Origin of the sequence: Amycolatopsis sp. La24 (assembly GCF_029087445.1) — a bacterium.
Lineage (GTDB): Bacteria > Actinomycetota > Actinomycetes > Mycobacteriales > Pseudonocardiaceae > Amycolatopsis > Amycolatopsis nivea.
This window is the reverse complement of the sequence record NZ_JARACH010000028.1, coordinates 63,917-78,514: the sequence shown is the minus strand read 5'-3', so window position 1 is coordinate 78,514 and position 14,598 is coordinate 63,917. Positions and strand designations below refer to the sequence as shown.

The 14,598-nt window shown below is 69.3% G+C and carries 14 protein-coding genes; 9 read left to right on the top strand and 5 right to left on the bottom strand.

What is annotated here, in order from left to right; all coding sequences use genetic code 11:
* Positions 1–14: 14 nt before the first annotated feature.
* From PUT80_RS25260 to PUT80_RS25245, 4 genes are all read left to right on the top strand, one after another.
* Positions 15–590: a SigE family RNA polymerase sigma factor gene (locus PUT80_RS25260; protein WP_051172562.1), complete on the top strand. Its 576-nt coding sequence runs from the start codon at positions 15–17 to the stop codon at positions 588–590.
* Between the two features lie 52 nt (positions 591–642).
* Positions 643–1,833, top strand: coding sequence for an N-acetylglucosamine-6-phosphate deacetylase (nagA, locus tag PUT80_RS25255; protein ID WP_043834785.1), 1,191 nt, complete (start codon positions 643–645; stop codon positions 1,831–1,833).
* Between the two features lie 32 nt (positions 1,834–1,865).
* Positions 1,866–2,423 carry a hypothetical protein gene (locus tag PUT80_RS25250; protein ID WP_275293702.1) on the top strand — a complete coding sequence of 186 codons (558 nt, stop codon included), beginning with the start codon at positions 1,866–1,868 and terminating at the stop codon, positions 2,421–2,423.
* 140 nt (positions 2,424–2,563) lie between these two features.
* On the top strand, positions 2,564–3,268 hold the full coding sequence (locus PUT80_RS25245; RefSeq protein WP_275293701.1) for a VTT domain-containing protein: 705 nt from the start codon (positions 2,564–2,566) through the stop codon (positions 3,266–3,268).
* A 63-nt stretch (positions 3,269–3,331) separates the two neighbouring features.
* Here the strand turns inward: PUT80_RS25245 and PUT80_RS25240 are convergent, their stop codons facing one another.
* The 3 genes from PUT80_RS25240 to PUT80_RS25230 form a co-directional block, all read right to left on the bottom strand.
* Positions 3,332–4,726, bottom strand: a complete 1,395-nt coding sequence (locus PUT80_RS25240) for an FAD-linked oxidase C-terminal domain-containing protein (RefSeq protein ID WP_275293700.1) — start codon at positions 4,724–4,726, stop codon at positions 3,332–3,334.
* 50 nt (positions 4,727–4,776) lie between these two features.
* The gene (locus PUT80_RS25235) at positions 4,777–5,358 is read right to left on the bottom strand and encodes a class I SAM-dependent methyltransferase (RefSeq protein ID WP_275293699.1); all 582 of its coding nucleotides are present in this window, start codon (positions 5,356–5,358) and stop codon (positions 4,777–4,779) included.
* A gap of 74 nt (positions 5,359–5,432) precedes the next feature.
* The gene (locus tag PUT80_RS25230) at positions 5,433–6,314 is read right to left on the bottom strand and encodes an SDR family oxidoreductase (RefSeq protein WP_275293698.1); all 882 of its coding nucleotides are present in this window, start codon (positions 6,312–6,314) and stop codon (positions 5,433–5,435) included.
* Between the two features lie 88 nt (positions 6,315–6,402).
* Between PUT80_RS25230 and PUT80_RS25225 the strand changes: the two genes are divergently transcribed.
* Complete coding sequence (locus PUT80_RS25225) at positions 6,403–6,978, top strand: TetR/AcrR family transcriptional regulator (protein WP_275293697.1); 576 nt, start codon at positions 6,403–6,405, stop codon at positions 6,976–6,978.
* 562 nt (positions 6,979–7,540) lie between these two features.
* On the opposite strand, the gene PUT80_RS25220 is transcribed toward PUT80_RS25225, so the two are convergent.
* Entirely contained in the window at positions 7,541–9,055 is a 1,515-nt protein-coding gene (locus PUT80_RS25220; RefSeq protein ID WP_275293696.1) for an MFS transporter, read from the bottom strand.
* 89 nt (positions 9,056–9,144) lie between these two features.
* On the opposite strand from PUT80_RS25220, the gene PUT80_RS25215 reads away from it, so the two are divergent.
* Positions 9,145–9,705, top strand: coding sequence for a TetR/AcrR family transcriptional regulator (locus PUT80_RS25215; protein ID WP_275293695.1), 561 nt, complete (start codon positions 9,145–9,147; stop codon positions 9,703–9,705).
* Positions 9,706–9,788: 83 nt separating this feature from the next.
* Here the strand turns inward: PUT80_RS25215 and PUT80_RS25210 are convergent, their stop codons facing one another.
* Positions 9,789–10,214 (bottom strand): PPOX class F420-dependent oxidoreductase, encoded by a 426-nt coding sequence (locus PUT80_RS25210; RefSeq protein WP_134664355.1) that lies wholly within the window; start codon positions 10,212–10,214, stop codon positions 9,789–9,791.
* A gap of 252 nt (positions 10,215–10,466) precedes the next feature.
* Between PUT80_RS25210 and PUT80_RS25205 the strand changes: the two genes are divergently transcribed.
* The 3 genes from PUT80_RS25205 to PUT80_RS25195 are packed head-to-tail and all read left to right on the top strand — an operon-like array spanning position 10,467 to position 14,439.
* The gene (locus PUT80_RS25205) at positions 10,467–10,994 is read left to right on the top strand and encodes a MarR family transcriptional regulator (RefSeq protein WP_037808841.1); all 528 of its coding nucleotides are present in this window, start codon (positions 10,467–10,469) and stop codon (positions 10,992–10,994) included.
* Entirely contained in the window at positions 10,991–13,618 is a 2,628-nt protein-coding gene (locus PUT80_RS25200; RefSeq protein WP_275293694.1) for an MFS transporter, read from the top strand. The genes PUT80_RS25205 and PUT80_RS25200 overlap by 4 nt, the downstream gene beginning before the upstream one ends.
* The gene (locus PUT80_RS25195) at positions 13,615–14,439 is read left to right on the top strand and encodes a YceI family protein (RefSeq protein WP_275293693.1); all 825 of its coding nucleotides are present in this window, start codon (positions 13,615–13,617) and stop codon (positions 14,437–14,439) included. Before PUT80_RS25200 ends, PUT80_RS25195 begins: the two co-directional genes overlap by 4 nt.
* Positions 14,440–14,598 lie beyond the last annotated feature (159 nt).

Sequence of the window (14,598 nt, the reverse complement as noted above, 5' to 3'; positions counted from 1 at the left end):
ACAGGCGGGGATACATGCTGGAGGGGAACGCGGAACGCAGCGTCGAGGCGACCCTCGGCCACCTGCGGACCATGGACGGGCCGGTCCCGGCGCAGCCGCCGACCGCCCCGTTGAACCTGGAAGACCTCTACCGGCAGCACCGGATGCGGCTGGTCCGGCTGGCCATCCTGCTGGTCGACGAGCCGGCCACGGCCGAGGACGTCGTGCAGGAGGCGTTCACCGGCCTGCACCGCAACTGGGGCAGGCTGCGCGACGCCGCCGCGGCCGTAGGCTACCTGCGCACCGCGGTGGTCAACGGATCGCGCAGTGTGCTGCGCCGGCGCAAGACCGCCCGCGAGTACGTGCCCCCGCACGCGGTGAACGCCCGGTCCGCGGAAAGCCTCGCGATGCTCTCCAGCGAGCACCAGGCCGTGGTCAACGCCCTGTCGAAGCTTCCGCCGCGCCAGCGCGAGGTGCTCGTGCTGCGCTACTACGGCGGGCTGAGCGAAGCGGAGATTTCGGAAGCCGCGGGCATTTCGAAGGGCACCGTGAAGTCAACCGCCAGCCGGGCGCTGGAAGCGTTGCAGAAGGCAATGCAGCCGCCTCAGTGACCTGGGCGGACCAATCTCGCGCTGGTCGACCCTCCTTGGTCCAGACCAATATATGCTGGACCGCGTGAAGCACCCCGGAGACTTCGTCATCACGGGCGGCCGCGTCGTGGCCCCGGACCGCGTACTCGACGACGGCTGGCTCGCCGTGTCCGGCGGACAGATCGCCGCGGTAGGCACCGGAACACCCCCGAGCAGCCCGGACGCCGCCACGGTCGACGTCGCCGGGGCGCTGGTCGTGCCCGGTTTCGTGGACACCCATTGCCACGGCGGCGGCGGCGCGTCGTTCTCGACGCTCGACCCGGACGAGATCCGCACCGCGGTCCGCGCGCACCGGCGGCACGGCACCACCACCATGCTCGCGAGCCTGGTCTCCGACCCGATCGACCTGCTCACCGAACAGATCGCCGCGCTGCGCGAACTCGTGCAGGAGGGCGACCTCGCGGGCATCCACCTGGAGGGCCCGTTCATCTCGCGCGCCCGCTGCGGCGCCCACGATCCGGACACTCTGCGTGAACCGGACACCGGGACCGTCGAGAAGCTGCTGCGCGCCGGGCACGGCGCCATCCGGATGGTCACGCTCGCGCCCGAGCTGCACGGCGGCGTCAAGGCGGTCCGGCAGCTCGCCGAATCCGGCGTGATCGCCGCGATCGGCCACACCGACGGGGTCGCCGACCAGCTGGTTCCGGCCATCGACGCCGGCGCGACGGTCGCCACCCACCTGTTCAACGGCATGCGCCCGCTGCACCACCGCGAGCCGGGCCCGGTCGGCGTGCTGCTCGACGACGAGCGCGTGACGGTCGAGCTGATCTGCGACCTGGTCCACCTGCACCCGACGGTCGTGCGGCTGGCCGCGCAGCACGCGGGCCGCGGCCGGACGGTGCTGATCACCGACGCCATGTCGGCCACCGACGCCGCCGACGGCCGCTACACGCTGGGCAGGCTGGAGGTCGACGTCCACGACGGCGTCGCCACCCTGGACAACGGTTCGCTCGCCGGAAGCACGCTGACCATGGACAACGCCTTCCGCAACCTGGTGAAGGGTGCGAAACTCGACGTACTGGACGCCGTCCGGGCGACGTCGGCGCGACCGGCCGAACTGCTCGGCATCGCCGACCGCACCGGCGCACTGCGCCCCGGCCTCGCCGCGGACGCCGTGATCCTGGACGACGACCTGCGCCCGTCCCGGGTACTGCACCGGGGCGAATGGGTGGCCGAGGCGGGCCGGGCTACCTTGAGTACGTGACGAGCTAGCACTTCGACAGGCGGACGGAGCGGATGAGCGAGCCGAAAGACCCGGAACGGTTACTGGCCGACGCGCTGCGTGCACAAGCCGTCTTCGCTCCGCACGTCCTGCCGAATCCAGCGGAAGACCAGGCCGGTCCGGAAGCTTCGGGCACCGGCTCGGTCCAGCCCGGTGCTTCCGGCACGGGCTCGTTCAGCGCGGCAGGCGGTCCCGGCATCTCCGGCCCCGGTACTGCCGGAACCGGTTCGTTCGGTGCCGCTCCAGCGTCCGGCACCGGTTCGTTCGGCACCTCGGCCCAGACCGGCGCGCCGTCGCAGACCGGCCCCACCACCGAACTGCCGCCCAACTACGGCCTGCTGTCCGGCGCGGGTGCCGACTCGCTCGCCCGCGAACGCGCCGCCCTCGACGCGGCCGACACCTCGCCCGGCACCACCGGCTCGATCCCGCCGGTCGGGTCCGCCGACGCGACCGTCCGCCGCCCCGCCCAGGCGGCGCAGAACGGCCCGCTGCCCGCGCACTGGGTCCTGCTGCTGGCGGTGCTGCTCGGCCTCGCCGCCGGGTCCGTCATCGGCCTGCTGACGCTGATCTGAGCCCCGCCGCGCGCGGTTTGCCCGGACGGCCACTGCCGCAGGGCACTCCCGGGCCGAGTTCTTAACCCCGATCCCACACCGATGACCTGCGATTCCTTGCCCGATGAGGCCACCCTGAGTCACCCTGTACCGTTTTCGGTGTGATTCTCGCCCAGAACACAGTGACCACCATGTCCCTGCTGCCGTCGTGGCTGGACCCGCAGTATCTGCTGAACGGGCTGACGGCCCCCGTGATCGCCGTGCTGTGCTTGATCATCTTCATCGAGAGCAGCATCTTCCCGGTCCTTCCCGGCGACTCGCTGCTCTTCACCGCGGGCCTGTTCATCGCGAACGGCACGCTGAAGGCTCCGCTGTGGCTGGTGTGCGTGCTGGTCACGGTCGCCGCGCTGCTGGGCAACGTCGTCGGGTACTACCTCGGCTACTTCGTCGGGCCGAAGCTGTTCAGCAGGCCGGACTCGAAGTTCTTCAAGCAGGAGTACGTCGACAAGACGCACGCCTTCCTGGAGAAGCACGGTCCGAAGGCCGTCGTGCTGGCCCGGTTCGTGCCGTTCGTGCGGACGTTCATCACCTGGATCGCCGGCATCGGCCGGATGGACCCGAAGCGCTACTTCACGTACACGGTCATCGGCGGCATCCTGTGGGCCGCGGGCATCACCGTGCTGGGGTCGCTGCTGGGCAACATCGGCTTCATCCGGGACAACGTCGACGCGATCTTCGTCCTCATCGTGCTGGTGTCGGTGGTGCCGATCGCCATCGAGTACCTGAAGAGCCGCCGCGAGAAGAAGGCCCGCCCGGCCGACGGTTCGGCCGACGTCACGCAGCAGATCCCGCGCGTGCGCGACTGATTCCTGGTTTTACGACGAAGCGGCGTCCGGACTTTCCCGGACGCCGCTTCGCTGTTTCGGGGTTCAGTCGGCCATCGAGAACATCGAGCCCGGGTTGAAGAGGTTCTCCGGGTCGAGAGCCTGCTTGATCTGCCGGTGCACGCGGATCCCGACCGGGCCGATTTCGCGGGCAAGCCATTCGCGCTTGATCTTGCCGACGCCGTGTTCGCCGGTCACCGTGCCGCCGAGCGACAGGCCGACTTCGAGGATCTCGTCGAACGCCTGCTGGGCGCGCGCGAATTCGTCCTCGGAATCGGGCGCGTACACGATGGTCGGGTGCATGTTCCCGTCCCCGGCGTGGCCGACGACGGCGATCTTGAGCCCGACTTTTTCGCTGATCCGTTCGCAGCCGCGGATCAGCTCGGCGATCCGGGTGCGGGGCACGCTGACGTCGTCGGTGAGCCAGACGCCGTAGGTCTCCAGCGCGGTCAGCACGACGCGGCGGGCCTGCAGCAGCATCTTGCCCTCTTCGAGGTCGTCCGTGGCGTAGACCAGGTCCGCGCCGCAGTCGGTGCAGATCTGCTCGAGCAGCGCCAGTTCGCGGCGCGCCGCCTCGCCGCCCGCGTCGGACTGGCCGAGCAGCAGGGCCTGACAGTCCGAACCCGCGCCGAGGTCGGTGTTGAGGTAGGTCTCGGACGCCTTGATCGACGCCGCGTCCATAATCTCCAGCAGCGACGGCACCAGCCCCTCGCGCACCGCCCGCGCGACCGCCTCGCCGGCCGCCTCGGTGGTGTTGAACCCGGCGACAAAAGTGGCCGGGGCCTGCGGAAGCGGCCGCAGCGAGACGGTCGCCTGGGTGATGACGCCGAGCGTGCCTTCGCTGCCGATGAACAGCTTGGTGAGGTCGTAACCCGCGACGCCCTTGACCGTGCGGCGGCCGGTTTTCAGCAGCGATCCGTCCGCGAGCACCACCTCGAGGCCGAGCACCGAATCGGTGGTCACGCCGTATTTCACGCAGCACAGGCCGCCGGCGTTGGTGGAGAGGTTGCCGCCGATGGTGCACCAGTCGTAGCTGGACGGGTCAGGCGGATAGAACAGGCCGTGCTTCTCGACAGCGGACCGGAAGTCGAGGTTGACGACGCCCGGCTGCACGACGGCGAGCCGGTTGCCCGCGTCGACCTCGACGATCTCGTTCAGTTTCACCAGCGAAAGCACGACACAGCCGTCGATGGCGTTGGCTGCGCCGGAAAGCCCGCTGCCCGCCCCGCGCGGCACGATGGGGACTCTCGCTTCGGCACAGGCACGGACCGTCGCCTGCACTCCCGCGGTATCCGCCGGAAGCACTACCGCCAACGGTTTTCCCGAGGGAGCGAGCGGCATCATGTCGCGCGCGTAGGCGTCGGTGACGTCAGCGTCGGTGAGCACCGCGGCCGGGCCGAGGTCGTCCCGAAGCCGCTGGAGGAGGGCGTCGTTGCTCATCTCCGCATGGTAAACCGGGATCTCCGCAGTGCGGAATATTAATTCCGATATTAGCTGGTCCGCTGCGCGCGGAGCACGGTGTCACGGGTGTGCGCGGTGCCCGGCGGAGCCGGTTTTACCCGCGGCCGGCTCTCGTTGACGAGGACGGTCCACTCGTCCCCGAGAGCCCGCGCGATGTCGTCCGGCTGGCAGTAACCGGCGTGCTCCGGCGACAGGTCGCGCGGATCGTGACTGGCGAAAAGGAAAGTCCCGCCGGGCGCGACGGCGTCGAGCAGTTTCCGCAGCACCCCGTCGTCGTGGCGAAGCGGGAAATACTGGACGCTGACCAGGTCGAACGCCCTCGCCGGAACCGGACTCGCGGCCAGATCCGAACACACCCAAGCGATCCCGGCGTTAGCCGCGGCCGCCCGCTGCAACGCGGTGCGCGAGATGTCGAGCGCCGTCACCTGCCATCCGCGCGCGGCCAGCCACCGCGCATCAGCCCCCTCGCCGCACCCGACGTCCAACGCCTGCCCCGGCGGCAGCCCCTCGACCTCGGTGACGAGCACCCCGTTGGGCTCGCCGCTGAACACCTGCTCACGGCTGCGGTAGAGGTCTTCCCAGAACTGCGCGGTCTCCCCGGACGGAACCATTTTCGTTGCCACCTCCGCCGTTCACGATTCCGCTGACCGCGCTGAACGACAAGGTTCTTTGCCGGAACCGCAAATCAGCTCCGGATGTTCTCCAGGTCCGCCAGCAGCCCGGGATGCGTCGGAACCCAGCCAAGCGCTTGCCGAGTGTGCGTGCTGGACGCTGGCTGATCGATCGCGAACAGCGGACCGAGCGTGCCGTACGTTTCCTCTGGCACCGATTCGACCGGAAGCCCCAGCCGCCGTCCGATCACTTCCGCGATGCCAGCGACCGCAACCCCTTCGTCGGCGACCGCGTGCCAGGCCGTTCCCGGTTCAGCCTTCTCCAACGCGAGCCGGAAAAGAACCGCCGCGTCGAGCGCGTGCACCGCAGGCCACCGCTGCGTGCCGTCGCCCGGATAACCGGACACTCCCGTTTGCCGGGCGATGGTGGTCAACAGACCGGCGAACCCGCCCTTCCCGTCGTTGTGCACGGTGCGCGGCAGCCGGATCGCGGACGTCCGGACCCCACGATCCGCGAACCCCAGCACCTCGGTGACCGTGCGCCCCCTCCCGCCGACGGGCCCGTCAGTCGACAGCGGATCGGACTCGGTCGACGCGCGCCCTGGCACATACGGCGTCCCGGAAACCGTGACGAACGGCCGGTCGCTTCCGACGAGCACCTCAGCCTGCGCCTTAAGCGCCGCCGTTTCCTCGGCAACCGCGTGCGCGAGGGCTTCGGCGCTGTTGAACGCATTGGCGAAGGCGAGGTGAATCACCCCGTCGGCTTTGGCCGCAGCCTCGCGGATGACGTCCAGATCAGCCAGCGCACCCCGCACCGGCTCGGCACCCGCCTTCTCAGCCGCCGCGGCAGAGTCGTCGGACCGAGCGAGCGCGACGACGGAATGGCCGCCGCCCAGCAGCTCGGCGACGACCGCGGAGCCGACCAACCCGGTCGCTCCGGTGACGAACACGCGCATGGATTTCTCCCTCAGAGTGATGGGACTCTTGTCCCGTCAGACGCTACCAGCGTGATGGGACAAAGGTCTCGTCACATAGGATGGCGCCATGGCCCGATGGGAACCCGGAGCACGCGAACGGCTGGTCGTAGCGGCCGTCGACCTGTTCGCCGAACAGGGCTACGACGCCACGACGGTCGCGCAGATCGCTGGGCGCGCCGGCGTCACGAAGAGCACGTTCTTCCGGCATTTCCCGGACAAACGGGAGTTGTTGGTGGCCGGACAGGAAACGCTGAGCAAGCTGCTCGCGGAGGGAATCGCCGACGCCCCCGCCGACGCCAGCCCCCTGGAAGCAGTAGCGGAAGGCCTGCGCCGCGCCGCGACGGCCATGGGCCCGATGAACCGGGAACTCGCCCCTCGGTTGAAGGCTGCGGTCGCGGCCAGCACGGAACTCCAGGAACGGGACGCGCTGAAGAGCGTCGGCCTAGCCGCGGCGATGACTGCCGCCCTGACCGCCCGAGGCCTACCCGAGGCGACTGCCGCGCTAGCTAGCGAGTTGGGGGTGTTGGCTTTTAAGCGGGGGTATTTCGCGTGGTCGGAGAGCGATCGCGGGGATGCTGATCCGGCGGAGTTTTTGGTCGCGGCGTTGGAGGAGTTGCGGGCAGCGAGCGCTTCGCTGGGGTGACGGCACGTTTCCGGCGGCTCTTGCTTGGGAGCCCGGTCGCCGAATCGGTGGAGTTTTGGTGGCAGCGCTGGAAGAAGCTTCGACGAGTGCTTCGCTGGGCTGCACGGACGGTGCCTGCCCACTCCCGCGCGCACTGGCGCTGGATGGGTCCGCGCCGGAGAGGCGACGTCGAACGCGGCCATCCCGAGGGCTCGGAGCACGACCGCGGGGACGGACGCCGACCCAGTGGAGCATCCGGAAGAACCTTGCGCAGCAAGCACTTCGCTGGCCCGGACAGACGGCTCCCGCACGCCTTGGCACAGAACGGATCTGCGCCGGACAAACGACTGCCGCCCTCGCCAACGGGAGCTTCGAGCCGCAAGCGACTCGTCGAACCGAACCGGCGGGATCCGAGCAGTGCCAAGGAATCCGCTTGTTCTGAAGGCCCTCACGACTCTTCCGCGGGGCGGTGGCCGTGTTGGCGAAGAGGCGTCCGACCTGAAGCGTTTCCCTTATCCCGCAACCGGAACTCCGCTGCCGGTCAGGCAGGCGGGTGGTGTTCGCCTCCCTGACGGGCACCGAATCATGCGCACATCGCGGGCTCCTCCCGCTTGGTGTCCTGCGGGCGGTTTCGCCGACGGCCCAGCAGGAAGTACGCCTGCAGTGCCGTGTACACGAGGATCGCGGCACCCACCCACGCACTCGTGTGCAGTGCCGTCACGAAGGATTCGCGGGCGGTGGTCAGCAGCTCCGCTCCCTCGGTGGCGGGCAGGGAGTGTGCGGTGGCTACCGCGCCGCCGAGGGTGTCGTGGGCTGCGGCGGGGGCGGTGGCGGGCAGGCCGGACTGGTAGACCGCCGTGGCGAGGCTGCCCAGCAGGGCGGTGCCGAGGGCGCCGCCCAGTTCGTAGCCTGTTTCCGAGATCGCCGACGCGGTGCCGGCGCGGTTGACCGGGGCGGCGGAGATCACGAGGTCGTTCGTCAGGGTTTCCGAGAGGGCCACCCCGCCGCCGACCAGGACGAACGCCACTACGACCGCGGCCAGTCCGGCGTCGGCTCCGATGGTGGTCAGGACCAGGAAGCCGGCCGCGCCGAGGAGCAGGCCCAGGCTGACCAGGACCGGCACCCGGACTCGGCGGGCGAGCCAGGCGGCTGCCAGGGCGCCGACGACGCCGGCGACCGTGGCGGGCAGCATCCACAGTGCCGCGGCCAGCGGCTTCAGGCCGAGCACCAGCTGCAGGTACTGCGGCAGCAGGAACAGCAGCCCGACCAGGGCGAACACGCCCAGCAGGTTCGTGATCACCGATCCGGCGAACTTGCGGTTGGCGAACAGGCCGAGGTCCAGCATCGGCTGGTCAAGCCGCCGCTGACGGCGCACGAACGCCGCGCCCAGCGCGAGTCCGAGCACCATCGCGGCACCGGCCGACCAGCTGATCCCTTCCGTCGCGGCGATCTTCACGCCGTAGACGACCGGCAGCATCGTGCCGAGCGACAGCAGCGCCGACCACGGGTCGAAGCGGCCCGGGTTCGGATCGCGGAACTCCGGCAGCAGCAACGGGCCCGCGACGAGCAGCAGCACCATCACCGGCACGTTGATCAGGAAGACCGAACCCCACCAGAAGTGCTCGAGCAGCCAGCCGCCGACGACCGGGCCGACCGCCATCCCGCCGGAGAACGCCGCGCTCCAGATCGCGACCGCGGTGCGCCGCGTGCGGTCCTCGGTGAAGATGCTGCGGATCAGCGACAGCGTGGACGGCATCAGCGTCGCACCGCCGACGCCCAGCAGCGCCCGCGCGACGATCAGCATCAGCGGCGACGTGGCGAACGCCGCCAGCACCGAGGCCGCGCCGAACGCCGCACCGCCGATGAGCAGCAGCCGCCGCCTGCCGATCCGGTCGCCCAGCGTGCCCATGAAAACCAGCAATCCGGCCAGGACGAACGAGTAGACGTCGACGATCCACAGCTGCTCCGCACCCGTGGGCGCGAGATCCTCGCTGAGATAGGGCAGGGCGAACCCCAGGACTGTCGTGTCCACGCTGATCAACAGGACCGGCAGCACCAGAACCGCCAAAGCCCACCACTGGCCTCCGCGCCGCACCATGGCGCACTCTTCCTTCCTTATACCGTCCAGACGGTACAGTTTCGTTCCTGAGGTAGAAGGTAAACCGTCTGGACGGTATAGTCAAGGTGATGGCTAAACCTTCAGCACGAGAACGCATCCTCGGTTCGTACGAGGTCATCCTCGCCGACCGCGGCCCCGCCGAGATCACGCTCGACGCCGTCGCGGCGCACGCCGGGGTGTCCAAGGGCGGGCTGCTCTACCACTTCGGTTCGAAGGACGCCCTGCGCGACGGCCTGCTCGAACGCCTCGAGCGGCTCACCGACGAGGACCTCGAACGCGCCCGGAGCGCCCCGGAAGGCGTGGTGCGGCACTACCTGCGCTCGTCGATCACCGACGTCACGCGCGACCTCGCGCTGCACCGCACGACGATGGCCGCGCTCCGCCTGGTCCTCAACGACCCGATCGCGGCGGAGGTGTCGCGGCGCTGCACCGAGCGCACCCGCGAGCTGATGCTGGAGCACGTCGAGGACCCGGTGACGGCGGAGCTGGTGATGCTGGTCGGCGAGGGCCTCTACATGCGCGCGGCGCTGGGCGAAGAGGTGACCGACAGCCTGCTGGAGCAGATCGAGGACATCGCGGACCGGATCGAGGCCGGGGCACCGGTCCAGGCGGAACGGCGGAAGGGCTGAGCCGCGGGGATCGCCAGGCACCGACGCCCCTGACTTCAGTCCGCGAGGAGAACTCCCTCAGGCTCCGCTCATGGACGACCAACTCAGCGAGCCAGCCCGTAAACCCGCTCGATCTCCACCGTCAGCACCAGCCGCCGATCCGCCACCATCGCCGCTCGGTACTCGTCCCAGTCCGGATGCTCGCCCGCCACCTTGCGGTACAGCGCGATCAACGCCTCCACCGCCTCGTCGTCCGGAGCCGAAGCGACCGGGGACAGCACCGCCCGCCCCTCCGCCACCGCGTATGACCAGCCGTTCGACGACGCCACGTGGTAGCTCACCCGCGGATCCCGGCGCATGTTCTTCGTCTTCGCGCGCGTGTCCGTGATCGACACCTGCAGCTGGCGGGCGTCGCGGTCGAAGTAATGCGACACCGTCGACAGCTGCGGGCGGCCGTCTCGTTTCAGGGTCGCCAGGACGCCGTGCTTGCCCGCCGCGATGAGGTCGTAGAGCGCTGTGTCGTCAGTCATACCCCTATGAAACCCGGGCGCGAAGGATCTGTTCCCGCCCTCAAACCCCTAGTGACCAGCGGCGTCCGCATACCGGGAGAAACCGGACGATACCCCTCCGGTTGAAATCTGCTTGCATGCGGCAACTAAAGTGTCTTGTGACACAACCATGGGCCGGCCGCTTGCGAAATACGCCGTACGGGCACACTCTTGCTTAAGGCAACTAGTTGCAGTCGCCAACCAATGGTTTGCTCCACCCCAAGGAAGACCCACATGGCACCTCAGAACTCCGCCGTCAGGCCAGAGGCCGACCTCGACCTTGCCGACCAGCTCGGGCACGAGCTGGTCCGGTTCATGCGCTTGATCACCAAGGCGAAGTCCCAGGTCGCCAAACACGGGCCGGACGGGATCGAGAGGGCCGCGTACGCGATCCTCTTCTGCCTCGTCCACGAAGGCCCGCAACGCACCAGCAAGCTGGCCGAGTTCCTGCACTCCGAGATCTCCACGATCAGCAGGCAGTCCAGCTCGCTCGTGCAGCACGGACTCGTCGAACGGCAGGCCGACCCCGAGGACGGCCGCGCCTGCTTGCTCGCCCCGACCGCCGAAGGCCTCCGCGTCTTCGACGAAAACCGCAAGCACCGCGCCCGGTGGCTCGCCGACGTACTCGGCGATTGGAGCCAGGAGGAGCGCGAGACGCTCAACGAGCTTCTCGCGCGGCTCAACACAGGTATCGAAAAGAACAATCCGTCGCTGTCCGACACCGCGGCGACGGCACAGGCCAAGGGGGCCTCGAACGCATGACGTCCACTGTTGAAAAACAACCTCAGTCGCGAGGGGGAGCGCCCGCTGAAGACAGCGAGGGCGGTCCGCGGCTGACTCACCGCCAAATCGTCACGATCATCAGCGGCCTGATGTGCGGCATGTTCCTCGCCGCGCTCGACCAGACGATCGTGGGCACCTCGATCGTCCGGATCGCCAACGACCTGCACGGCTTCGACCTGCAGGCGTGGGCGACCACGGCGTACCTGATCACGTCGACGATCGCGACGCCGATCTACGGCAAGCTTTCCGACATCTACGGCCGCAAGCCGTTCTACCTCGCCGCGATCGCGATCTTCGTCGCCGGTTCGGCCGCCGCGTCGTTCTCGACCTCGATGTACGAACTGGCCGCGTTCCGCGCGGTGCAGGGTCTCGGCGCCGGCGGTCTGATGTCGCTGGCCATGACGATCATCGGCGACGTGGTCCCGCCGCGGGAACGCGCTCGTTACCAGGGCTACTTCCTCGCCGTGTTCGGTACTTCGACCGTGCTCGGCCCGGTGCTCGGCGGCTTCTTCGCCGGCTTCGACACTCTCGGCGGCCTGCACGGCTGGCGCTGGGTCTTCCTGATCAACGTGCCGATCGGCATCGTCGCGCTGTTCGTCGTCGCGAAGGTGCTGAACGTCCCGCACAACCGCCACGACCACAAGATCGACTGGTGGGGCGCGCTGACCATGGTCATCGCCGTGGTGCCGTTCCTGATCGTCGCCGAACAGGGCCAGAAGTGGGGCTGGGGCGACCAGAAGTCGATCTGGATGTACATCATCGGCGGCGTCGGCATCGTGTTGTTCATCGTCGTCGAGAAGCTGATGAAGGACGCCGCGCTGATCCCGTTGCGGCTGTTCAAGAACTCGACCTTCACCGTGGCCATCATCGGCGGCGTGATCGTCGGCGTGGCGATGTTCGGCGCGATCACGATGATCCCGCAGTACCTGCAGGTCGTGCAGGGCTACACGCCGACCGAATCGGGTCTGCTGATGCTGCCGCTGATGGTCGGCATCATGTCCAGCTCGATCATCTCGGGCAAGATCACCTCGAAGACCGGGCGCTACAAGATCTTCCCGGTCGTCGGCACGATCCTGATCGCGGCGGGCGCGTTCTTCTTCGCTATGGTCAAGTACGACACCCCGATCTGGCACCCGCTGGTCGCCGCGCTGATCATCGGCCTCGGCCTCGGCCAGTGCATGCAGACGCTGATCATCGCGGTGCAGAACGCGGGCCCGCGCAAGGACATGGGCGTGTCGACCGCGTCGGCGACGTTCTTCCGGCAGATCGGCGGTACCGCGGGGGTCGCGGTGTTCCTGACGATTCTGTTCAACGTGCTGCCGGGCAACATCACCAAGGCGTTCGGCGGCCACCTGCCTCCGGGCGGGGGCGCCAACCTCGGCGACCTGTCGAGCAACACGAGCGTCATCCAGACGCTGCCGGAAGCGGTGCGCACGCCGATCCTGATCGGCTTCACCGAGTCCATCACCACGGTGTTCTGGGTCGCCGGCGGCGTCGCGCTGCTGGCCACGCTGGTGCTGCTGTTCATGAAGGAGATCCCGCTGGCGGGCATGAACCCGGCGGCGGCCGCGGTCGAAGGCGGCGAAGCGCTGCTGGAAGACCTGGACGAACCGGTCCCGGCCCAGGAAGAAACCGCTGAGCTGAAGACGGCGGGTTCGCTGTTCGAGGAGGCCCCGAAGGAGCCGGTGCTCGTCGGAGCCGGCGGCAGGCACGCCCTGACCAACGGCCACGGCGACGCGCAGGCGGTGGCTGACGCCCGTCCGATGCCGATCACCAACTCGGTGGCCGACGCGGAATTCGGCACGGCCACCGGCTCGGGCGGCGTCCCGGTCACCGGCCACGTGCGCCGCCAGGACGGCAGCCACGTGAGCGCGGCCGCGCTGACCCTGATCGACCAGCAGGGCCGTCAGGTGGCGCGGGCGACCGGCAACGGCGACGGCAGCTACTCGATCCCGACCCAGGGTCCGGGAACGTACGTGCTGATCGTGTCCGCTCCCGGGCACCAGCCGCAGGCCTCCAGCGTGGTGGTCGGCGGGCACCCGGCGAACCTGGACGTCACGCTCACCGGTTCCGGCGAGCTGACCGGCGTGGTCCGTTCGATCGGCACCGCGACCCCGCTGGCGAACGCGACGGTCACGCTGACCGACTCGCGCGGCGAGGTCAACGGCGCGTTCATCACCGCCGAGGACGGCGTCTACACCTTCAGCGGCGTCGGCGCCGGGCAGTACACGCTGGTCGCGAGCGGCCCGCACTACCGCCCGGTCGCGGTCACGCTGACGGTGCCGGACAGCGGCGTGCTGCGCCACGACGTCGAACTCGCCGGCGCGGTGCTGCTCCAGGGCGTCGCGCGCACCGAGGGCGACCGGATCGTGCCGGACGCGCGGATCACCGTGCTCGACGCGAACGGCAACGTCGCGGCGGTGGCCCGCACCGACAGCGAGGGCCGCTACGTGGTCAGCGACCTGCCGATCGGGTCCTACACGGTCGTGGCGAGCGGATACCCGCCCGCCACCAGCCAGGTGACGCTGAACGACGGCGAGGCGCAGCACGACGTGCGGCTGAGCTACGACCAGGCGCTCGACGAGCTGGTCGACCGGTCATGAGCGGGGGCCTGCGCGCACAGCTGCGCTCGAACGGCGGCTGGCCGGTCGAGAACGCGGTGCTCACGGTCACCGACCTCAACGGTCGCCAGATCGCGCGGCAGGTCACGGACGCGAAGGGGGCAGTGGTCACCGACCCGCTGCCCCCGGGCGTCTACACCGCCGTGATCACCGCGCCGGGGTACACGCCGCTGGCCCGCACCGTGCAGATCGGCTCCGACGGGGCCGGGCTGCTCGGCGACATCGCGCTCGTGCCGGTTTCCGGCGCGGTCGAGCTGCCGCCGGAGGGTCCGTGGACGATCGACCCGATGCACTCGTCGGTGGTCGCCACCGCGCGGCACATGGGCATCGCGAGCATCAAGGTGCGGTTCCCGGACGTGGCGGGGCGGATCGAGGTCGCCCGGCCGGTCGAGCGCTCGAGCGTGCGCGCCGAGATCAAGGCGGGCAGCATCGAAAGCGGCATCAAGATGCGCGACGACCACCTGCGTTCGGCCGAATTCCTCGACGTCGACGCGTATCCGCTCATCACGTTCGAAAGCACCGGGCTTTCCCAGCTCGGCACGGACAACTGGGCGTTGCGCGGCGTGCTGACGCTGCACGGCGAACGCCGCGACGTCACGCTCGACCTGCGCTACACCGGGCACGGCCCGGACCCGTGGGGCGGCGTGCGTGCCGCGTTCCACGCCGAAACGCAATTGCACCGCAACGATTTCGCGATCAACTACAGCGCGATGGTGCGGGCGGGCGTGGCCGCGATCGGCACGACCGTCAAGGTGGAGCTGGACATCGAGGCGGTGCAGGGCGAGTCCCTGCCGCAGTTCTAGAGAAAATCGCGACAGGCCGCCCGGGAACTGTCCCGGGCGGCCTGTTCGTTGTCCTGGGCGAAAAGGGTGAACAGTCTGGTTACCCCAGGAATACCCAAAGTCACCGAATGCGGAGGATTCGATGGTTGCGTACTGCAGCCGGTCCCAGCCACGTAGGCT